At 68.0% G+C, this 20,456-nt stretch carries 20 protein-coding genes; 8 read left to right on the plus strand and 12 right to left on the minus strand.

The window, feature by feature from the left end; genetic code table 11:
* Positions 1 to 137 precede the first annotated feature (137 nt).
* A complete protein-coding gene (locus ABD116_RS11300) occupies positions 138 to 755 on the minus strand; it encodes an aminodeoxychorismate/anthranilate synthase component II (protein WP_343967802.1) in 618 nt (205 codons plus the stop codon).
* 39 nt (positions 756 to 794) lie between these two features.
* Positions 795 to 1,562, minus strand: coding sequence for a DUF881 domain-containing protein (locus ABD116_RS11305; protein WP_343967804.1), 768 nt, complete (start codon positions 1,560 to 1,562; stop codon positions 795 to 797).
* 93 nt (positions 1,563 to 1,655) lie between these two features.
* Here ABD116_RS11305 and ABD116_RS11310 point away from each other — a divergent pair, with 93 nt between their 5' ends.
* On the plus strand, positions 1,656 to 1,922 hold the full coding sequence (locus ABD116_RS11310; protein ID WP_343967806.1) for a cell division protein CrgA: 267 nt from the start codon (positions 1,656 to 1,658) through the stop codon (positions 1,920 to 1,922).
* A gap of 214 nt (positions 1,923 to 2,136) precedes the next feature.
* Here the strand turns inward: ABD116_RS11310 and ABD116_RS11315 are convergent, their stop codons facing one another.
* Entirely contained in the window at positions 2,137 to 3,090 is a 954-nt protein-coding gene (locus ABD116_RS11315) for an alpha/beta hydrolase (protein ID WP_343967808.1), read from the minus strand.
* 74 nt (positions 3,091 to 3,164) lie between these two features.
* Between ABD116_RS11315 and ABD116_RS11320 the strand changes: the two genes are divergently transcribed.
* The 6 genes from ABD116_RS11320 to ABD116_RS11345 all read left to right on the plus strand — a co-directional run bounded on the left by ABD116_RS11320 (position 3,165) and on the right by ABD116_RS11345 (position 8,499).
* Positions 3,165 to 3,698, plus strand: coding sequence for an EXLDI protein (locus ABD116_RS11320; RefSeq protein ID WP_343967810.1), 534 nt, complete (start codon positions 3,165 to 3,167; stop codon positions 3,696 to 3,698).
* A 147-nt stretch (positions 3,699 to 3,845) separates the two neighbouring features.
* Positions 3,846 to 4,820, plus strand: coding sequence for an ATP-binding cassette domain-containing protein (locus ABD116_RS11325; RefSeq protein WP_343967813.1), 975 nt, complete (start codon positions 3,846 to 3,848; stop codon positions 4,818 to 4,820).
* Positions 4,817 to 5,608 (plus strand): ABC transporter permease, encoded by a 792-nt coding sequence (locus ABD116_RS11330; RefSeq protein ID WP_343967816.1) that lies wholly within the window; start codon positions 4,817 to 4,819, stop codon positions 5,606 to 5,608. The genes ABD116_RS11325 and ABD116_RS11330 overlap by 4 nt, the downstream gene beginning before the upstream one ends.
* 49 nt (positions 5,609 to 5,657) lie before the next feature.
* Positions 5,658 to 6,599 (plus strand): SRPBCC family protein, encoded by a 942-nt coding sequence (locus ABD116_RS11335; RefSeq protein ID WP_343967818.1) that lies wholly within the window; start codon positions 5,658 to 5,660, stop codon positions 6,597 to 6,599.
* Positions 6,596 to 7,858 carry a methyltransferase family protein gene (locus ABD116_RS11340; protein ID WP_343967821.1) on the plus strand — a complete coding sequence of 421 codons (1,263 nt, stop codon included), beginning with the start codon at positions 6,596 to 6,598 and terminating at the stop codon, positions 7,856 to 7,858. The genes ABD116_RS11335 and ABD116_RS11340 overlap by 4 nt, the downstream gene beginning before the upstream one ends.
* Entirely contained in the window at positions 7,858 to 8,499 is a 642-nt protein-coding gene (locus ABD116_RS11345; protein WP_343967822.1) for a TetR/AcrR family transcriptional regulator, read from the plus strand. Before ABD116_RS11340 ends, ABD116_RS11345 begins: the two co-directional genes overlap by 1 nt.
* A gap of 4 nt (positions 8,500 to 8,503) precedes the next feature.
* On the opposite strand, the gene ABD116_RS11350 is transcribed toward ABD116_RS11345, so the two are convergent.
* The gene (locus ABD116_RS11350; RefSeq protein ID WP_343967823.1) at positions 8,504 to 9,190 is read right to left on the minus strand and encodes a pyridoxamine 5'-phosphate oxidase family protein; all 687 of its coding nucleotides are present in this window, start codon (positions 9,188 to 9,190) and stop codon (positions 8,504 to 8,506) included.
* 66 nt (positions 9,191 to 9,256) lie between these two features.
* On the opposite strand from ABD116_RS11350, the gene pdxR reads away from it, so the two are divergent.
* The gene (gene pdxR / locus ABD116_RS11355; protein WP_343967826.1) at positions 9,257 to 10,624 is read left to right on the plus strand and encodes a MocR-like pyridoxine biosynthesis transcription factor PdxR; all 1,368 of its coding nucleotides are present in this window, start codon (positions 9,257 to 9,259) and stop codon (positions 10,622 to 10,624) included.
* On the opposite strand, the gene ABD116_RS11360 is transcribed toward pdxR, so the two are convergent.
* The 8 genes from ABD116_RS11360 to arfA form a co-directional block, all read right to left on the minus strand.
* Positions 10,611 to 11,546, minus strand: coding sequence for a hypothetical protein (locus tag ABD116_RS11360; RefSeq protein ID WP_343967829.1), 936 nt, complete (start codon positions 11,544 to 11,546; stop codon positions 10,611 to 10,613). The genes pdxR and ABD116_RS11360 overlap by 14 nt on opposite strands.
* A 99-nt stretch (positions 11,547 to 11,645) precedes the next feature.
* A complete protein-coding gene (locus ABD116_RS11365; RefSeq protein ID WP_343967832.1) occupies positions 11,646 to 12,575 on the minus strand; it encodes a hypothetical protein in 930 nt (309 codons plus the stop codon).
* 73 nt (positions 12,576 to 12,648) lie between these two features.
* Positions 12,649 to 13,638 carry a glycoside hydrolase family 43 protein gene (locus ABD116_RS11370; protein ID WP_343967835.1) on the minus strand — a complete coding sequence of 330 codons (990 nt, stop codon included), beginning with the start codon at positions 13,636 to 13,638 and terminating at the stop codon, positions 12,649 to 12,651.
* Positions 13,638 to 15,866 (minus strand): glycoside hydrolase family 43 protein, encoded by a 2,229-nt coding sequence (locus ABD116_RS11375; protein ID WP_343967837.1) that lies wholly within the window; start codon positions 15,864 to 15,866, stop codon positions 13,638 to 13,640. Before ABD116_RS11375 ends, ABD116_RS11370 begins: the two co-directional genes overlap by 1 nt.
* Positions 15,867 to 15,891: 25 nt before the next feature.
* Complete coding sequence (locus ABD116_RS11380; protein ID WP_343967839.1) at positions 15,892 to 16,719, minus strand: carbohydrate ABC transporter permease; 828 nt, start codon at positions 16,717 to 16,719, stop codon at positions 15,892 to 15,894.
* Positions 16,716 to 17,597 (minus strand): carbohydrate ABC transporter permease, encoded by an 882-nt coding sequence (locus tag ABD116_RS11385; RefSeq protein ID WP_343967841.1) that lies wholly within the window; start codon positions 17,595 to 17,597, stop codon positions 16,716 to 16,718. Before ABD116_RS11385 ends, ABD116_RS11380 begins: the two co-directional genes overlap by 4 nt.
* Positions 17,594 to 18,925, minus strand: coding sequence for an ABC transporter substrate-binding protein (locus tag ABD116_RS11390; protein WP_343967843.1), 1,332 nt, complete (start codon positions 18,923 to 18,925; stop codon positions 17,594 to 17,596). The genes ABD116_RS11385 and ABD116_RS11390 overlap by 4 nt, the downstream gene beginning before the upstream one ends.
* Positions 18,922 to 20,424, minus strand: a complete 1,503-nt coding sequence (arfA, locus tag ABD116_RS11395) for an arabinosylfuranosidase ArfA (RefSeq protein WP_343967845.1) — start codon at positions 20,422 to 20,424, stop codon at positions 18,922 to 18,924. Before arfA ends, ABD116_RS11390 begins: the two co-directional genes overlap by 4 nt.
* Positions 20,425 to 20,456: the final 32 nt, after the last annotated feature.

Raw genomic sequence — 20,456 nt, forward strand, 5'->3', positions numbered from 1 at the left:
TCCGGCGGCCTTCGCCGTTTGTGCTGGGGGGTCGCAAGTCGACCTGGCCGGGGCGGCTGGCGCAGCCCGGGCCGGGGGCCGCAGCCCTGGCCGGGTGGCGCAGCGCGGGCCGGGCGTGCGACCGCGTGCGGGCGGGGCTAGCTGACGACGGGGGCCATGCCGGCTGAGCGCGCGACTGCGTTGGGGTCTCCGCAGATCTGGAGCCAGTTGGCGAGCATCCGGTGGCCGCCCTCGGTCAGCACCGACTCGGGGTGGAACTGGACGCCCTCGACGGGCAGGTCGCGGTGCCGCGCGGCCATGATCACGCCGGCCTCGGTCCGGGCGGTCACCTGCAGCACGTCCGGCACGCTGTCCTGGGCGATCGCGAGCGAGTGGTACCGGGTCGCGGTGAACGGCGACGGGAGTCCGGCGAGCACGCCGGCGCCCTCGTGGAAGACCTGGCTGGTCTTGCCGTGCAGCAGCTCGTCGGCGCGGCCGACCACTCCGCCGTACGCGACGCCGATCGCCTGCAGGCCGAGGCAGACGCCGAAGATCGGCACCTCGCCGCCCTTCTCCTTGACGATGTCGACGCAGGCGCCGGCCTCTTCCGGCGTACCGGGGCCGGGGGAGAGTAGGACGCCGTCGTACTCCGAGACCTGGTCAGGGGTGACCTCGTCGTTGCGCAGCACGGTCGTGTCGGCCTGCAACTGCTGCAGGTACTGGACGAGGTTGTAGACGAAGGAATCGTAGTTGTCGACGACGAGGATCCGCGGCATGCGGACCATTGTCACAGACCGCCCGAAGCGCGGCCTTGCTCAGCCGGTCGCCGAGGGACTCGTGGTCGGCGACTTCTCGAAGCCCGGCACGGTCGCGCTCTGCAGCTCCAGCGTGCCCTCGTAGGCCGGCATCGCGATCGAGGACTCGTTCTTCACCTCGTAGCCGAGCTGGAACCGGACCACGTAGTCCTGCAGGTTCTCGATGTACTTCGAGTCGTCCAGCGCCTGCTGCAGCTTCTTGCGGTCGCCGATCGCGGTGATCCGGTACGGCGGCAGGTAGGGCACGCCGTGCAGGACGACCGAGTTGCCGACGCACTTGATGCCCGTGGTGGAGATCACCCGGTGGTTCTGGATCGAGATCGCGTCGGCGCCGCCGACCCAGAGCGCGTTCACCACGGCCTGGATGTCCTGCTGGTGGATCACCAGCCAGTCGGCGTCCACGTCCGGGTTGTCCTTGACCACCTCGGGCGGGGCGTCCTTGAGCGTGACGGTGAGGCCTGCCCCGGTGACCGGCGTGGTGCCGACCTCGTCGGACAGGTCCTTCAGCTGCTTGGCCAGTTTGGGCTCGATCGAGCCCTGCTGAGCCTGCAGCTTCTCGATGTCCTGGGTCAGCGCCGCGTGCTGCCGGGTCAGGCTGGCGCTGCGCCGGCTCTGTTCCTCGACCAGGCCCGCGAGCGTAGTGTTACGACTGGGACGCAGATCGGTACCGCGGGCGTTCGTTGCGCTGGTCGCGAAGAGCAACCCGGCACACAGCAACGCCACCGGCGCACTCGCGCGCCAGAGCGAAAAACGCCGCAGCTTGCTCACCCGTGATCCCCTTGCTCTCGTCTGCACTACGCTAACCGAGGCCAGAGCTAGCTTATGTGTCCGCAGTAGGTGTCCGTTACGAGGAGTCGAGTCGTGCCCGAGTCGAGCAGTCGCAAGACCAAGAAGTCCGCCACCGACAAGGTGAAGGTGGAGAAGACTCCGAAGAAGCCGCGTACCACCAGCCGGGTGTGGGTCGCCCCGCTGATGCTGGGGTGCTGGCTGCTCGGACTCGCCTGGCTGGTCGTCTTCTACGTGGCGGGCCAGGACATCCCGGTGATGCGCGACCTGAACAACTGGAACCTGCTGATCGGCATGGGCCTGATCGCGGGCGGTTTCGTCGTCTCCACCCAGTGGATCTAGTCGCCGTCTGACCTTCGCGGATCCCAGCCGGCGATCGGGCGCAACCGGCTGGGATTCTGCTGTCCGGACGAATTACAGAGCTGTGGTTATCCACATGGGTATCCCCAGCTGTGCACAGCTTTCAGCCGATTTTTCCCCAGGTTTTCCCCGGGTTCGGGCCGGATCTGGGGGAAAATCGCCGAAATCTGTGGATAAAGAAGGTTTGATCACCGGCTTATCCACAGCTGGGGAGCAACTCCTCGAGGCGTCGTGCGAGGTCCTGGGGAAACTCGTGCCCGAGGCCCGGCAAGCGGTCGATGGTGAAGCCCAGCGCGGTCAGCTGTCCCTCGGCGTCGTCCACAACCTCCAGCAGGTCGTCGGCGGTGCCGATCAGGACGCTCGCCGGTGACAAGGCGTTCTTCGCCTTCTCCGGTACGCCCCGCAGAGCGGGAGCCAGTACTACGGCACCGGCCGCCGGCACCGGATCGGCCCCGGCCGCCCAGTTGAGCGCCACCCGGCCACCGGCGGAGAAGCCGGCCGCGATCAGCGGGAGTCCCTGCAGCTCCGCGGGGAGCTGGTCGAGCGCGCGAGCGATGTCCTTCGCCGACTCCGCAGGGTCCGGCCAGGTCCGGTACATCGGCGACATCAGCTGCGAGGACTCCACGCCGACCAACGCGTAGCCGAGCTCAAGCACCCCCGCCCAGTCCCGCATCGCATGCCCAGCTCGCTGCCCTGCTCCATGCAGAGCCACCACGACCCCGCAGGGCCAACTCGCCTGTCCGGGCGCGGCCACTTGGCCGCGGCCCATCGCCTGGGCGGAGCCGGTCGGTTCCGGGAGACGGATTAGCGGTGGGTCTTCCGCTACGAGGCGGCGGGTGCGGGAGGTGGCGACGAGCTGCTGGAAGGCCGGTAGGTATTGGAGGGCGGCCAAGTCGTCGTCCTCGGTGAGGATCTCCTCGGCCCACCAGGCTCCGTTGGCGCTCGCTTGCTGGAGGGTCGTGAGCGCTTCGGTTGTCTCGTGGAGAGAGCCGAGCAGGCAGGCGCGCAGGTGGGCGAGCTCGGCGGCCCACGGCGCAAGGTCCGGGTCGGCGGCGTCCAGTAGATCCAGGGCGACCGGCTGCAGGCCCTCGTCGTACAGGGCGGACACGCGGTCGGTCAGGCGGTCGTAGCGGTCCTCAGGAGTCTCCACAGCGGTGATCTTGCCATATATGTAGACGTCTACGTAGAGATGTGCGTATAGTTCTACGTAGGAGGAGATACCCCATGCCGAACAAGACGATCTACGTTTCCGACGACGACCTGGCGCTCTACAAGCGGGCCCAGGAACTCGCCGGCAACCTGTCCCAGGCCATCTCGACCGCGCTCCGGCGGTTCGTCGAGATGGAGGAGGGCCGACTCGAGGGCTTCGACGAGATCACCGTCCGGGTCGGGCGCGGGACGGGCCGCAAGCAGCGGTTCTCCGGCGTCCTGCTGGCCGAGGGCGGCCGCTCCAACAAGAACGGCTACGAGGCCTTCAAGGTCTACCGGAGCCGGACCGGGAAGTTCGTCCTGCACGCCGACCGGAGCAACCTGTACGACCACACGACCACGGTCAACGGCGAGGAGCAGGACTCCACCGGCTGGCGCAGCTGGATCGGCAGTTTCAGCAGCAACCAGACCTGGAGCATGGCCCAGGGCGAGTCGACGCTCCACATCGTGGAAACGGTGGAAGAGCTCCGGGACCTGATCCCGGCCGACCTCTACACCCTGGTCGAGGACGCGGCCGAACAGCCGACCGTGGAGGACCTCGACATCTGATCCGCGGTATCCACTCCAACTGAAGCACTCCCGCAGAGCGGCGGTCCCTGGGCCGGCCGGCTGGTTCCGCACGCCCTGAATCTCCTCCTCCCACACTCTCAAGCCACCTGGGTCAGGTTCACCCTGCCCGAAAACAAGCGAGGACCCATGAACAGCTCATCCCTGGCGCTCGACGTCACCGGCCTGCGCAAGGCCTACGGCGACCATCTCGTGCTCGACGGCATCGACCTGAATGTTGCCGAAGGCACCATCTTTTCCCTGCTCGGCCCGAACGGCGCCGGCAAGACCACGGTGGTGCAGATCCTGTCCACCCTGATCACCGCCGACGCCGGCCGGATCCGGGTCGCCGGGCACGACCTGACCGCCGACCCCGAGTCGGTCCGGGCTGCGATCGGCGTCACCGGCCAGTTCTCCGCGGTCGACGGCCTGCTGACCGGCGCCGAGAACCTGATCATGATGGCCGACCTGTACCACCTCGGCCGGACCGAAGGACGCCGCCGGGCGGCCGAGCTGCTCGAACAGTTCGACCTGGTCGAGGCCGGTAAGAAGCCGGCGATGACGTACTCCGGTGGCATGAAGCGCCGGCTCGACCTGGCGATGACTCTGGTCGGCAACCCACGGATCATCTTCCTCGACGAGCCGACGACCGGGCTGGACCCGCGCAGCCGGCACAACATGTGGCAGATCATCCGCGAGCTCGTCGCCGGTGGCGTCACGGTCCTCCTCACCACGCAGTACCTGGAGGAGGCAGACCAGCTCGCGGACCAGATCGCAGTACTGGACCACGGCAAGCTGGTTGCCCAGGGCACTCCGGAGCAACTCAAGCGACTGGCACCAGGCGGCCATGTCCGGCTCCGGTTCAACGCACCCGACGAATTCGCCCTCGCTGCCCAGGTACTGCAGGCAAGCACTCGCGATGACGACGCACTGGTCCTCCAGGTGCCGAACGACGGCAGCGTGCAGGCCCTGCGCTCCCTGCTGGCCCGCCTCGACGACGCCTCCCTCGAAGTAGACGAACTGACCGTCCACACCCCTGACCTGGATGACGTGTTCTTCGCGGTCACCGGCCAACCGACCAGCACCTCCACCAGCACTGACGCCCAGAAAGTGAGCAGCAAATGAGCACCGTGAGCCACCCCTTGGCCGACACCGCCACGATGTTGCGCCGCAACCTGCGGCACGCCCAGCGCTACCCCGGTCTGTCGCTCGGTGCGCTCGGGATGCCGGTCATCATGATGCTGCTGTTCGGCCTGGTCTTCGGCAAGACCTTCTCGGCCGGGATCGGCGGCGGCAGCGGCTTCGACTACATCGACTTCCTCACTCCCGGCATCCTGCTGATGTCGATCGCGTCCGGGACGATGTCCCCCGCGGTCGGCGCCGCGATGGACGTGTCCGACGGCATCGTCGCCCGGTTCCGGACGATGGCGATCTTCCGGCCGGCGGTGCTGACCGGGCATGTGCTGGGCAACGTGATCCTGACGATCGTCAGCCTGGTCCTGGTGGTCGGCTTCGCCGTCCTGATCGGGTTCCGCCCGAACGCGTCGGTCGTCGACTGGCTGCTGGCCGCCGGGCTGCTGATCGCGCTGACTGTCGCACTGACCTGGTTCGCGATCGCGCTGGGCCTGACCAGCAAGACCGCCGAGGGCGCGAGCAACATCGTGCTGCCGATCAGCCTGCTGCTGCCCTTCCTCAGCAACACCTTCATCCCACTGGACGCGATGCCGAGCGGCATCCGCTGGTTCGCCGAGTACCAGCCGTTCACCGCCGTGATCGACACCCTCCGCCACCTGCTCCTCGGAATGCCGATGGACAGCGGCACCGGCTGGCTGGCCGTCGCCTGGTGCGTCGCCATCGCGCTGGTCGGCTACTTCTGGGCCCAGAAGAGCTACAACAAGGGCACCGCCGCCTGAAATCGAATGTTTTGAGCGACCGCTCAAAACTGGGTCTATGCTGGCGATCATGACGCCCGTCGAGCCTGCAGACCCGCCCGACCCCCAACCGCCGTACCCGGCGCCCGAACCGGCCCCGGCTCCTCCACCGAGGAGCTGGGGCGGTCGCGTTGCCGCGCTCGCCATCGTCGCGTTCACCGGAGTGACCGCCCCGTTTCTGCTCATCCGGTCCGGTCACCTGGACACCGCCGCCCTCTTCGTCGGGGTGCCGCTGGCTCTGGCGGTGATCATCGCCTTGTCGCCACCGGCCAAGAGCCTGCACGGGTTGACCTTCCGGGTCGTCACCTTCGGCCTGCTGATCACGTCGGCCTTCCTGCATGAGGGCGCCGCCTGTGTGCTGATGGCCTCGCCACTCGTGTACGGCGTCGGGCACCTGGTCGCCGAGGTCGTTCGGCAGGCCCGCCGGTTGGACGAAAGGCGGCGCGCGGCGCTCGCCGTCGTACCGCTCCTGCTGCTCGCCAGTCTCGAAGGGACCGCCTATCGGGTCGATCCCGTCCAGACTGTGACGACTGAGCGGGTGGTCGCGATGTCTCCACAGCAGGTCGAGCAGAGCTTGCAGCGTGGACCGGACTTCTCGGCGCGCAGACCGTTCCTGCTCCGGTTCAGCGGCTATCCGACCCCGACCGCTTCGAGCGGCGACGGGCTCGCTGTCGGGATCAGGTGGACCTTCACGATGGCGGGCGGCCCGATCGTCACCGAGGTCAGCGCCCGCGACAGTCGGCGGATCGAGTTCAAGGTCGTCTCGGACCAGTCGAAGACGCAGCGCTGGCTCACCTGGCAACGAGCAGTCGTCCAGCTGACTCCGCAGGCCGATGGCGACACGGCGGTGAAGCTGGAGCTCTCGTTCACCCGCCGCCTCGACCCGAGCTGGTATTTCGGGCCGATCGAGAGCGCGATGGTGGGCGCCGGCCTCGACCACTTCGCCGACTCGCTCGGGCTGCGCACAGAATGACTGCCTTGGTGCGCGGGCTCTGCCTGGTCGTCCCGGCCGGGCTCGCCCTCGCCCTGTGGCGGCGGCCGGACCAGAGGACGGCCGGTGCGGTCCTGCTGTCGTTCCTGACGGCCTTCGTCGCCATAGGTCTGGCCAACAAGGTTGCGATGGCCGCCGGGTGGTGGCGGTACACCGTGGCGGACGGACTCTTCCTGGGCATCCCTCTGGATCTCTGGCTCGGCTGGGCCGTCCTCTGGGGACCGGTGCCGCTACTACTGCGTCGCCGACTGCCCATCTGGACCGTCCTGCTCGCCTGCGGCTGGCTGGACCTCCTATTCATGCCTCGGCTCGACAGCCTCGTCCAGCTGAACCACCACTGGCTGTACGGCGAACTGCTCGCCCTCCTGCTCGGAGTGCCACCCGCCTTGCTCCTGGGCAGGTGGACCATCGACCAGCGGCAGCTCACAGGTCGAGTACTCCTGCAACTGTTCACCTTCACCGGGCTAGCCCTCTGGCTACTCCCGTCGGCGGTGATGGCAGGTGGCGACGGCAGCTGGAGTCACCTGGTCGACGACCCGCTGTGGCGGAGCTCGACCGTCGTGCAGTTGATGGCGCTGGCCGCAGTACCGGCCTTGTCCGCGATGACGGAGTTCGCCAGCCGGGGCCGCGGTACGCCGTACCCGTGGGACCCACCGAGTGACCTCGTCACCACGGGCCCGTATGCCTACGTGGCGAACCCAATGCAGATCTCCGCAGTACTCGTGCTGGCGCTGCTGGCCGTAGGAACCCACAGCTGGTCCTTGGCTGCGGCAACTGTTGGGGCAGTGGCGTTCAGCTGCTTCGTAGCGGACCCCCACGAACGCACGGACCTGGCAAACCGCTTGGGACAGCAGTGGCTGGCCTATGACGCTGAAGTGAAACCGTGGCGATTCAGGCGCACGCCCTACGCGGCAGAACCGGCCGCGCTCTATCTATCGGACACCTGCATCATTTGCCGGCAGACGAGGGCTCTAGTTGAGTGCACCAACCCACGGGACCTCACCATCCGTGCTGCCGAGGGATATACGGTGGCGGGGCTGAGCCGGGCTCTGTACGTGGGACCGGACGACCTGCACGCCAGCGGTCTGGCTGCTGTGGCCCGTGGGCTTGAGCACAGTGGTCCGGGATGGGCGTATCTAGGCTGGTCGATCAGGTTGCCGGTGGTCCGTCCGATGCTGCAGTTGCTGGTCGACGGGATGGGTGGTGGACCGCGGCAACTGCCGACGGCGAAGGAGACGTGATGGCGAAGGACACCAGGGCTGGTCTGCTGAACGCTGCGCTGCAGACCATCGGTGAGCTCGGCTTCGCAGGCGCGTCCGCCCGGCACATCGCCGCGGCCGCAGGCCAGAACCAGGCGCTGGTCTTCTACCACTTCGGCACGGTCAACGACCTGATCGCCGAGGCCTGCCGGACCAGTACCGAGCAGCGGGTGGCGCTGTACCGGGACGAGTTCGACAAGGCGAGTACGTTCGCCGAGCTGCTCACGGTCGGCCGCCGGGTGCGCGTCACGGAGCATGCTGAGGGCAACGTCGCAGTACTGGCTCAGTTGCTGGCCGGTGCGCGCGGCAACGAGGTCGTCGCCGCAGCGGTCGCCGATGCGATCAACCTCTGGGTGGTCGAGGTGGAGAAGACGCTGCAGCGGGTGCTCGCCGGCAGCCCGTTGCTCCCGCTGGTCGATCTGGGCGGGCTGGCCAGGGCGATCTCGGCGGGATTCGTCGGCATCGAGCTGCTCGATGGGATCGACCCCGCCGGCGCCACCCGCGCGCTGGGGTCGCTCGAGCAGCTCGCAGTACTGACCGAGACCCTGCTGACCGAGCTGGACAACCTCGGCCCGGTCACCAGCCGCGTCGTCCGGCGGAAGCTGCGGCCGCTCAGCCCGTAAAGGCTCAGATGAGGGCCGCGGCGCCGAGGTTGTTGGCTCGGGAGTCGATGTGGCGGGGGACCATCACGTTGCAGTCCGGGTTGGTGATCGGCGGGCCGGCCACCACGCGGAGCGGGATCAAGCCGGTCCAGTGCGGGAGGTCGAGGTCTTCCTCGTCGTCGTTCGCCGCGCCGGAGCGGGACTTGACCGAGGCCTCGGTGAGGGAGAGCGCCAGCACCGAGGTCTTGGCCAGCTCCTTGCGGTTCGGCGGGCGGACCTCGGTGGAGCGGCCGGGGACCAGGTGGTCGACGATCCGGTTCAGCCCGTGCAGCTTCTCGTCGGCGTCTGTGAGCAACCGGGGGACGCCGAAGATGACCGCCGAGCGGTAGTTCACCGAGTGGTGGAAGGCGGACCGGGCGAGCACCAGGCCGTCGGTGTGGGTGATCGTGACGCAGATCGTCTGGTCCGGCGAGGCGACCACGCTGCGAGCGGCCACCGAGCCGTGCAGGTAGAGGGTGCCGTCGGCGCCGGCGTCGAAATCGACCCCGTAGGCGGTGGGCAGGACGAGCGGCGTTCCGTCGACGACGACGCCGAGGTGGCAGAACATGCCGTCGAGCAGGACTTCACGCAGAGCGCTGCGTTCGGTCGCGGCGCGTTCCTTCTCCCGGCGCAGCTTCGTCCGGGTTGTCGGGGAGAGCGGTGTGGTGGTCATGTTTCCAGCTTGGCGGCTCAGTGGCATGCTGGCACGGTCCATTCCCGCCCGAGTCAGGTAGTCCACTTGCAGAGCTCGCTCCCGCTCGTGCTGAGCCGCGACGGCACCGGCCCGCTGCACCTGCAGTTGGCCGAGCAGTTCCGCGCGGCCATTCGCGACGGGCGCCTGCAGGCAGGTCATCGGCTGCCGTCGACCCGGGACCTGGCGAAGGACCTTTCCGTGTCGCGTTCGGTGGCGCAAGCGGCGTACGACCAGCTGCACGCCGAGGGGTGGATAGCGGGGCGTACCGGGTCGGGGACCTACGTGGCAGACGTAGTACCGCTGCAGCCGGTACGACGTCCGCGGGCGCGGCCGACCCGGCCTGCCGACGAGGAGCTCCTCACGCTCCGCCCCGGCATCCCCTACGTCGGCCCGACGTCCGACGCCGGCTGGAAGCGCGCTTGGCGAGAGGTGGCGGCGCAACCACCTGCCCGTGGCTACGACCACCCCGCAGGCCTGCCGGAGCTACGGGCCGCGCTGGTCGAGCACGTCGGTCGGGTTCGCGGCATCTCCTGCGGACCCGAGAACGTGATGATCACCAACGGCACCATGCATGGGCTCCACCTCTTGCTGACCGTTCGCGGCCGGCCGGGTGAGCGCTTCGCCGTCGAGGACCCGGGCTACCTCAGCGCGGCGATCACCGCGCGGCAGCACGGGCTCGAGGTGGTCGACATCCCGGTCGACGAGGACGGTCTGGTGGTCTCCGAGCTCGACTCGGACCTGGCGGCCGTCTATGTCACGCCATCGCATCAGTACCCGCTCGGCGGCCGGCTACCCGTTGCCCGACGCAACGAGTTGATCCGGTGGGCCCGGCGGACCGGGGCGACGCTGATCGAGGACGACTACGACAGCGAGTTCCGGTACGACGTCGCGCCGCTGCCCGCACTCGCCCAGCTCGACCTCGATCGCGTGGTCCACCTGGGCACGCTGTCGAAGCTGATCAGCCCGTCGCTGCGACTGGGCTGGCTGGTGGCCTCCGCCGAGACGGTCGACCGGCTGTCGGCGTACCGGGAGGAGGCCAGCGACTGGCCCGCCTGGCCGATCCAGGTCGCCTTCCTGGCGATGCTCCGCGACGGCTACCTCGACCAGGTCATCCGCCGATCGAAACGCCTGTACTCCGAACGCCGCAACCACACCTGCGCCGTCCTGGAGCCATACGGCCAGATCATCGGCCAGGACGCGGGCCTCCACATCACCCTGCTCCTCCCCCCAGGAGCAGACGACCTGGCCATCGCCGCGGCGGCCAGGGCAGCCGGGGTAGTCGTCGCGCCCCTGTCCGACTACCGCCGCTCCATCTCCGGCCCCCCAGGCCTGGTGATCGGCTACGCCACCCCCACCGACGAAAACTTCCACCAGGCCCTGACGATCCTCTGCGAAGTCCTCAGCCGCCGTTGAGGGGATCACCCCGGGGGATGTTGGCCCAGCGGAAGTTCACCGCGTCGGGGAAGGTGCTGTTGACCTTGCCGAGGTTCTGGATGACCGTGGCCGCGCCGTTGGCGTGCGACATCGCGTAGGTGTAGCCGGACTTGGTGTCGTTGTCGATGGCCAGCAGGAGGGTGCCCGAGTTGCCGCACTTGTCGGCGATCAGCTTCTCGAAACCGCCCCAGCCCGACGGCCGGACCTTGGTGACAACCGGCTTCATCGGCGTGCTGAGCGGGATCTTGATCGTGTACAGAGCACCACCGCGGAGGTTGGCCAGGAACATGTCGTACGTCGCGGTCTTGCCGATCAGCGCCATCGACTTGACCGCCCCGAAGCCCGGCGCGGAACCGGTCCGGCGCCAGGGCCCGTCCGAGGTGTTCCAGCGGAACAGTGTGCCGTCGTTGCGCAGTCCGTACGCCGTGCTGCGATAGACCCTGTCCTTCACGACCTCGTACTCCGAGATCTCGAGCGCTGTGTAGTTGCTCCAACCGCCACCGATTCGCGTCCGCCTGGGCGGGTAGGTGGGATCGATCTCGCCGGTCGGCGCCACCTCGAAGCCGATCCCGTAGAGGCTGTCGCCTTCGAGTACGAAGCCGTCGATGTCTGCGCCCTCGATGGTCGGTTCCCAGACGAAGCCGGCGGCGACGCGCACCTTGCCCGGCTGGTACGCCCCTGGGGTGTAGTAGATCTGACGCTTGACCGGCGGCGTTCCACTGACCGGATCCTTGGTCTGTGCACCGGCCGCGGTGATGGCCCCGGCGTTCAGCCAGCAGGCCTCGGTCGTTCCTGTCGCGGACGTCGTCGCCGCCTGCGTGGGTGTCGCCAATGCCGCGGTGATCAACGTGGCCACACCGGCCAGCGCCAGCCCGGCACGGAAAAGTCTTCGTCCAGTCACAGCTTCGTCCCCTTGGAGGTCGGCATCGCATCTGTCGCTTTCACACGGCTAGATGCGATGCCGACTGGGAAGGTTAGAAGCACTGCCCGATGGTGCAGCTCAGCCGCCGGTGAGGGGATCCAGGTCCGGGACGACGCCCCAGCGGAAGTTCACCGCGTCGGGGAAGGTGCCGTTGACCTTGCCCAGGGACTGGATGACCGTGGCCGCGCCGTTGGCGTGGCTGATCGCGTAGGTGTAGCCGGTCTTGGTGTCCTTGTCGATGCCCAGCAGCAGGGTGCCCGAGGCGCCGCACTTGTTGGCGATCAGCTTCTCGAAGCTCGACCAGCCGGAGGGGCGGATCTTGGTGACGATCGTCTTCATCGGCACGGTGGTCGGGATCTTGATCGTGTACAGCGCACCGCCGCTGAGGTTGGCCAGGAACATGTCGTAGCTGGCGGTCTTGGCGATGAGTGCCATCGACTTGACCGAACCGAAGCCGGCCGTGGAACCGGTCGAGCGCCAGGTCGTGCCCGTGGTCCAGCGCAGCAGCGTGCCATCGTTCCGCAGCCCGTACGCCGTGTGCCGCTGGGTGCTGCCCGAGTCGTACACCGAGGTCTCGAGCGACTTGAAGTTCGCCCAGCCACCGCCGACCAGCTCGACGTTGTTCGGGGCGCTCGGATCGATCTCGCCGGTACCGTCCGTGCTGAACGAGTGCGCGTAGAGGCCGCCGGCCTGGACGAAGTAGCCGGAGACGTCGAGCCCCGAGATGTTCGGCTCACTGATGTACCCGGTGGTGAACTGCAGCTTGGCCGGCTGGTCGTACACGTCGTGGGTGGTCCGGACCTGACTCTTGACCGGCGGCGTGCCACTGACCGAACTGGTTGTCTGGCCATGGGCCAGCGTGGCGGAACCCACGCTGGCGAAGCAGGCCGCAGATGTGCCCGTCGCGGAGGTGGTCGCCGCCTGCGCGGGTGCCGCCAGCGCCGCGGTGGCCAGCGCGGCCACGCCGGCCAGCGCCAGCCCGGTACGGAAGAGCTTTCGTCCAGTCACAGTTTCGTCCCCTTGGAGGTCGTCATCGCGTCTATCGCTTTCATACCTCTAGATGCGGTGCGGACCAGAAAGGTTAGGGCGTTGCCGGATTGCGCTTCTGTGGCGACTGGACGACGGGTTCGTCACCGTCCCAGGTGAGCTCGGACAGCCACATCGTGCGGCCGGGCGGGTCGACGCCGACCAGCGCCGGATCCCACGCGTGATAGACGAACCAGTAGCGGTCGTCTTTGACCAGCACCATGTTGTGGCCGGGACCGGCGGCATCGGACGAGGTGGTGAGGATGGGATCGCCCGACTTCACACAGGGGCCGGCCGGGGTTTCGCACAGCGCGTGGCCGACGGCGTACTCCGCCTTGTCGTAGGCATTGGCCGAGTAGAACAGATGGAACTTGCCGTTGCGCTCGACAACATACGGCGCCTCGACCAGGTTGCCCTCCCACGGCAGCGTCTGCTTGATCAGCCGAGTCGTCCCGCCGACCAGCGTCAGCCCGTCGGGCGAGAGCTTGGAGACGTAGATCCAGGTGTCGACGCCGATCGCGTTGCCGTCGTTCTTCCAGTAGAGCCAGCGCCGCCCGCTCGAGTCCTGGAACGGGCTCGCGTCGATCGAACCACCCTCGTCCACCTGACAGATCAACGGTTTACTCGATTTGTCGACATATGGACCTTTGGCTGTGGCGGCCACCGCGACGCCCACGCATTGTCGGCCCGACGCATCGTCGGAAGTCGTGTAATACATGACGAAACGGTCGGTTCCGTGTACTGCGACCTCCGGCGCCCAGACCTTCCCCGGAGACGTCCACCCGGGGAGCGACGGCAACGCATCACCCACCTGATCCCAAGACACCAGGTCGGTCGACGTCAGCGTCTGGATGTTGCCCAGTGGCCCGTTCGTCGCGAACGCGTAGTACTCCGAGCCGACCGCGATCACCTGCGGATCCGCGAAGTTGCCGTCGTACACCGGGTTGGTGAAGCCCATCGTCGTCCCTTCAGAAGGAGCACTGCCGGGGTTGCTGCACCCCGCCGCCAGTACGACCAGCAGCAGCAACCCCGGCCAGCGCGGCATCACTTGCTCGCGTAGAACCGCAAGTAGTCGAACGTGGCCACCGGCGGCGGGTTGGAACCGGTCTGGTCGCCATGCGCGTACAGCCCCAGCTTCGGCGTCACCCCGGCCGGCAGCACCCAGGACGCGCCCCAGGTCCACTTCTTCCCGTCGGTACTGGTCCCCGCCCGGTACACGTGCTCCCCGGCCGCGTTGCGGTGGTACGCCAGCCGCATCCACATGGTCGGCGCCGATCGCCCGATCGCCGCGCCGCCGTAGCTGGTCGCACCGTCGGAAGGCCGCGCCACCAACTCGCGCCCGAACTCGGTCTGCCGCGTCCGCCAGATCGACACGTCGCCGAGCCGCGCGAAGTCGTCGTCGTTCAGATACGCGATCATCCCGGCCTGCTGGTAGTTGCGGATGTCGCCCTCACCGAGGTCGAGGTGCAGCTTCGTCTCCGCGATCCAGCTGTTCCCGGCCGGCGTCTGGTGGAAGAGCAGCCCGGCGTTGTTGCCGCCACCGACCAGATCGGTGTTCTGCAACGGCCATGACAAGTTGCCGTTAGCAACGACAGCCTTCGCGTCCGGCCGCACCCACGACCACTGGTCACCGAGTGCTCCATTGAACTCGTCGGCGGCGAGCAGCTTCCCGGCAACCGGTACTGCGGCAGCCCGGCGTACCGGCTCGGCCGCGCGGCGCACGGTCAGGTTGTCGACCTCCGCCGTCCCCAGCCAACTCACCGGAGCCGACCGGACCTTCAGCCCCCGTACGTCGAGTTGCGCCTCCGCGTAGAGGTCGCCGAGTCCAGCGTCGTTGACCCGCGCAGTCACCTTGCTTCCGGAGACCTCGACGATGAGGTTGTTCCACTGGGACCGATCGAAGTCGGCCGGCAACGGAGCACTCGCTGTCCGCCCGCCGGCCACGATGCTGACCTTGCTAGCGCCAACCGTGACCACGACGGCCCCGCCGCCCACCACGGTGGTGAAGCTGTTGCCGAGCTTGACGTTGGCCTCGACCCGCACCGAGCCAGCGGGCGCGGACTGTCGCGTCGTCGCAGCCCCACGGATGGATGCAGTAGGCCCACTAAGCGAGTCACCAGCCAGCTTGGTCGCACCCCGTAGACCGCCCGCCGGGTCGGTGGAGTCGATCCCCAGCGCCGAGCCCGTCGTCGGAGCAGGCTGCGGGGTGTCGGACGGACCGGCACCGGCCCGCGTGCGCGGCCAGCCGTCGATCCAGTCGATGTCGTCGATCAGCATCGGGCGGCGGTTGATCCCGAACGGGTCGGTCAGCCACGGCGTACTGCGGTCGATCGCGTGGTAGACGATGTGGTCCTGCCCGGCCGCGTCGGTGATGAAGGCGTGATGGCCCGGACCGATCCACTTGTTGCCGTTCTGGGTGATCACGGTCGTGCCGCCGACCCGCGACTCGTTCATCGACACCCCGTCGGCGTCCAGGAACGGGCCGCGCGGCGACTTGGAGCGGCCGGCGAAGACGGAGTACCCGGTGGTCGGGCCGGCGCAGCAGTTGCTGGACGAGCCCATCAGGTAGTACCAGCCGTCGCGGTACACGACGTACGAGCCCTCGTAGCGGTCGCCGACGGTCACCTGGGTGGGTGTACCGACCGAGTGCAGCCCGTCGGGGGTGAGCTCGGTGACGGAGAGTCCGCCGTAGAAGCCACCCGTGTAGAGGTAGCGCTTGCCGTCGGCCGCGGTGAGCATCGCCGGGTCGATGGTGCCGAAGTAGCCGCCGTTGCCGTCCGGCTTGGGCGCGACGACCGGGCCGTCGGTGGCAGTCCAGGGACCGGCGGGAGTCGGGGCGGTGGCCACGCCGATCCCCGGATCGCCACCCGGGTTGGCGAGTGTGTCGGTGACGGTGAAGTACATGACGTACCGGCCGCCGAAGTACCGGATGTCCGGCGCCCAGAAGAACGAGCCAGGTGCGGCCCAGGCCGGTTTGGTGCTGTCGTTGAAGACGGTGCCGAGGTACTCCCAGGAGCCGAAGTCCTTGGTCCTGGCCATGTGCATCAGGCCGAACGGGCCGTTGGCGACGAGTGGGTCGGAGGTGGCGTACGCGTACCAGTAGCCGTCGCGGCCCTGGATGATCGACGGGTCGGCGAACGTGTCGGCGAAGGGCTTCGAGATGTCGTTGAGCGTGGTCACGGGAGCGGGCGGGGGTGCGGCGACGGCGGCCGTGGTACCGGTGGCAACCGCGGCGACAGCGAGTGCCGCTGCGAACAAGCGTCTAGGAGGCACGGGCGGGGTTCCCCTCTGGTGGAAGTCAGCCTTTGATGCCGCTGCGGGCGACACCTTCGATGACGTAGCGCTGGACGAAGACGTAGAGGATCAGGACCGGGACGGACGCGACGGTCGCGCCGGTCAGGATCACCGGATAGTCGGTGGTGTAGGCGCCCTGCAGCAGCTTCAGCCCGGCCGGCAGGGTCAGCCGCTCGGGCGAGAAGAGCACGTAGAGCGGCCAGATGAAGTCGTTCCAGTTGGCCAGGAAGGACAGCACGGTCAGCGTGGCCAGCGCGGGTTTCGCGTTCGGCAGGATGATCCGGGTGAAGACCGTCCAGGCGTTCGCGCCGTCGATCATCGCCACCTCTTCGAGTTCACGCGGCAGCGCGAGGAAGAACTGCCGCATGAAGAACACCCCGAAGGCGCCGGCCGCGCCCGGGACGACGAGCGCCCAGAGCGTGTCCAGCCAGGCCAGCTTGTCCATCAGCAGGTAGTTCGGCATCAGGAAGACGAAACCCGGCACGAACAGGGTCGCCAGGATGACGGCGAAGATGGGCTTCTTGAAGCGGAACTCCATCCGGGCCAGCGCGTAGCCGGCCATCGACGCGACCAGCACGACCAGCCCGGAATGCAGAGTCGCCGCGACGAGCGAGTTGATGAACCAGCGCAGTACCGGGTTCTGCCCGCCGGTCGTGAGGACCTCGCCGTACGCGCGCCCGGTCGGGTCCGTCGGGATGATCGTCGGCGGAGCTTGCTGGGACTCACCGATCGTCTTGAAAGAAGTGAGCAGCATCCACAGCAGGGGCGCGACGAACACCAGTGTCAGCAGCCCGATCAGTACCCAGAAACCGGGGGACCTGCGCCGCCTCATGACTTCTTCTCCCTCAGCAGCGCGAAGTTGATCAGCGAGACGATCGCCAGACAGGCCGCGAGCACGTAGCTCATCGCCGTCGCCTGGCCCATCCGGAACTGCGCCAGCCCGGTGTCCGCGATCACCATCAACGCGGTCCGGGTGGTGTCACCCGGACCGCCCTGCGTCACCAACAGGGCCTGCCCGAACATGTTGGCGGAGGCAAGGATCGTGATCGTGACGACGAACGTGACGACCGGCCGCAGTCCCGGCACGGTGATGTGCCGGAACGCCTGCCAGCGGTTGGCTCCGTCGAGTTCCGCGGCCTCGTACTGATCGGCCGGGATGTCCTGCAGGCCGGCCAGGTAGATGATCGCGTTGAAGCCGATCGTCCACCACACCGTCATCCCGACCAGCGACGCGAACGCCCACGGCTGCTCGGTGGTCCATCCGATCTCGCCGATCCCGAACAGGCCGAGGAACGCGTTCAGCACGCCGAAGCTGGTGTCCAGGATGTACCGGAACATCAGCCCGACCACGGCGACTCCGAGCACGTACGGCGCGAAGAACACCGCCCGGAAGAACGTCCGGCCGGGGAACCGCCGATTGAGCACGACCGCCAGCCCGAGCGGCAACGTCACCAGGAACGGCACCGACGCGAGCGTGAAGATCGCCGTCGCCCGCATCCCGTGCCAGAACGGCTCGGCGGTGGTCGACTGCGAGTCGAACAGGTCCTTGTAGTTCTGCAACCCGACGAACGGCTTGCCCGGCAACTGGAAGTCCCAGTCGTGCAGGCTCATCCACAGGCCGAAGATCGCCGGACCGACGACGAACAACAAGAACAGCGCGAGATACGGCGCCAGGAAGAGGTACGGCGTAGCCCGGCCGTATCCCCTCATGCCCCGTACTTCTTGCGGTTGGCCTCCAGGATCTTGTCGGAGCGGCCGGCCGCGTCCGACAACGCCTTGGCGGGCTCGGTCTTCAGCAGTACGGCCTCGTTGACCGCCTTGTTGAGCTCAGCCAGCGCGTCGCCGATGCCCGGCACCGGTGGCGGGAAGTGCAGGTCGTTGACCTGGGTCGCGAGCGCGGACTGCTCGGGCAGCGCCTTGAACTCGGCCGATTCGCGGACCTGCTTGCGGGCCGGCACCTGACCGCCCTTCGCCCACTCGATGGACTTCTGGCTGACGTAGTTCACGAAGACCCGGGCCGCCGCGGACTTGTTGGCGTCGGGCGTCTTCAGCTTCGGCAGGCAGAACTGGTGCGAGCCGGACCAGGCGGCCGGCTTGCCGCCGATGTTCGGGATCGCCGCGACCCCCCACTCCAGGCCCTTCTTCTCCTTGAAGGTGTTGATGTTCCAGATGCCGTTCCAGACGAACGCGTTCTTGCCGTTCATCACCGCGATGTTGTCCGCGTCCTGCGCGACGTTCTTCGGGCTGTAGCCCTTCTTCACCAGGTCGGTGAACCAGGTCAGCGCCTTGACGCCGGGCTCCTCGGCCCAGGTGGTCTTGCTCGAGTCAGCGTTGAACAGCTCGCCGCCGAACTGCCAGAGCAGCGACTGCACGCTCATCACGCCGGTGAACTGGAACGGCGTCGCCCAGTGCCCCTGGATCCCCTTGCCCTTCAGGGCCTCCAGCGCGGCCATGTACTCGTCCGCGGTCGCGGGCGGCTTGGCTGGATCCAGACCGGCCTGCGACATCAGCGTCTTGTTGTAGAAGAAGCCCAGCGGGTGCATGTCCAGCGGGATGCCGTACCGCTTCCCGTTGTACTCACCGGCCTTCCACACGACGTCGGCGAAGTCCTCCTGCTTGAGGTCCAGCGCCTTCGCCACGTCGTCGAGCGGCTCGATCACGTTGCGGGCGGCGTTGGTGGCGAGCGAGTCGACGTGCATGATCGCGACCGCGGGACCCCGGCCGCTGCTGACGGCGGTGGGCAGCTTGGTGTAGTAGTCGGCCCACTGCATCACGGTCATCTTGACCTTGATGTTCGCGTGCTCGGCGTTGAACGCGTCGACGATCTTGCGCATGAACGGGCCGTCACCACCGGTGAACCCGTTCCAGAAGTCGAGCTCGACGTTCGGGCCTTCGTACCCCTTCGCGCCGCCGTCGCCGGTCGCGGGCGCGGCCGCGCCGGGCTTGCCCGCCGAGCCGGAACCGCAGGCGGTCAGGACGCCGGCCGCCCCCAGAGCGCCGATTCCGCCCAGCATCATTCGCCGGTTGATGGTGTTCACCGTGTACCTCCAGGGGAGAGCCTGATCATGTGCCACGACGCAGGGGGCAACGTGGCCGTACAGCTGTCGTTGATGACCTCGGTGCCGTCGACGCGTCGCGGCACCACCCGGTCGGGGTCCTCGGCGGTGTTGACCGCACTCCGGTCGTCGTCGTACAGGGCGAGGTGCTCGACCACTCGCAGACCGGGCTGCAGTGGCACCTCCAGGTCGACCTTGTCGGTCTCGCTTCGATTCACCACGAAGAGCACCACTTCGCCGGTGGACTCCTCGTACGTCGCTGTGCTCCACAGAGCCGGTACCCGCCCGTACGCCGCCGTTTCGATGTCCGGGCCGGCCACCTCTGTGCGGAGTACCGTCGAACCCGCGTGCTTCGCGGTCAGCGCGAACGGGTGGAAGGTCGACTGCCGCCAGGCGCGGCCGTCCGGCTCGGTCCGGATCGGGCCGATCACGTTGACCAGTTGCGCCAGGCAAGCGATCTTCACTCGGTCGGCGTGCCGGAGCAGGGTGATCAGCAGGCTGCCGACCACCACCGCGTCGTCGACGGTGTAGGTGTCCTCGATCAGCGGGCCGACCTCGCGGACGTCCAGCCCGAGCTCGCCGGGGAAGCGCGCCTGGTACCAGACGTTCCACTCGTCGAACGACAAGGTGATCTCCTTGTCGCTGCGCTTGAGCGCCTTCACGTGGTCCGCGGTCGCGACGACCGAGTCGATGAACCGGTCCATGTCCTCGGCGGCCGCGAGGAAGCTCTGCTGGTCGCCGTCCTTCGGCTCGTAGTACGCGTGCAGGCTGATGTGGTCGACCAGGTCGTAGGTGCGCTCCAGCACGGTGCGTTCCCAGTCACCGAAGGTCGGCATGTGCCGGTTGCTCGATCCACAGGCGACGAACTCGATGCCTGGATCGACCCGGCGCATCGCGTTCGCCGTCTCCTCGGCCAGCCGGGCGTACTCCTCGGCGGTCTTGTGGCCGATCTGCCAGGGGCCGTCCATCTCGTTGCCCAGGCACCACACCTTGATGCCGTGCGGCTCGGGAGCACCGTTGGCCACGCGGCGGTCGGCGGTCGCCGTACCGGCTGGGAGGTTGCAGTACTCGAGCAGCTCGACCGCCTCGGCGATGCCGCGGGTGCCGAGGTTGACCGCCCAGATCGGGTCGACGCCTGCCTTGCGGGACCAGGCGACGAACTCGTCGGTGCCGAACTGGTTCGGCTCGACCGCACGCCAGGCGAGATCGAGCCGGCGCGGCCGCTGGTCCTTCGGGCCGACGCCGTCCTCCCAGCGGTAGTTGGAGACGAAGTTCCCGCCCGGGTAGCGGACCGCGGTCACGCCCAGCTCGCGCACCAGCGCGAGCACGTCCTCGCGGAACCCGTCCGGGTCCGCGCTGGCATGGCCGGGTTCGTAGATCCCGGTGTAGACACAGCGCCCCATGTGCTCGACGAACGAGCCGAACAGCCGCCGGTCCAGGGCGCCGACAACGAACGCGGGGTCGACCGCAAGACGAGCCACAGATCCTCCAGAGAGATCTTTACATCGATTAA

The sequence above is a fragment of the Kribbella koreensis genome, assembly GCF_039525325.1.
Classification (GTDB): Bacteria; Actinomycetota; Actinomycetes; order Propionibacteriales; family Kribbellaceae; genus Kribbella; species Kribbella koreensis.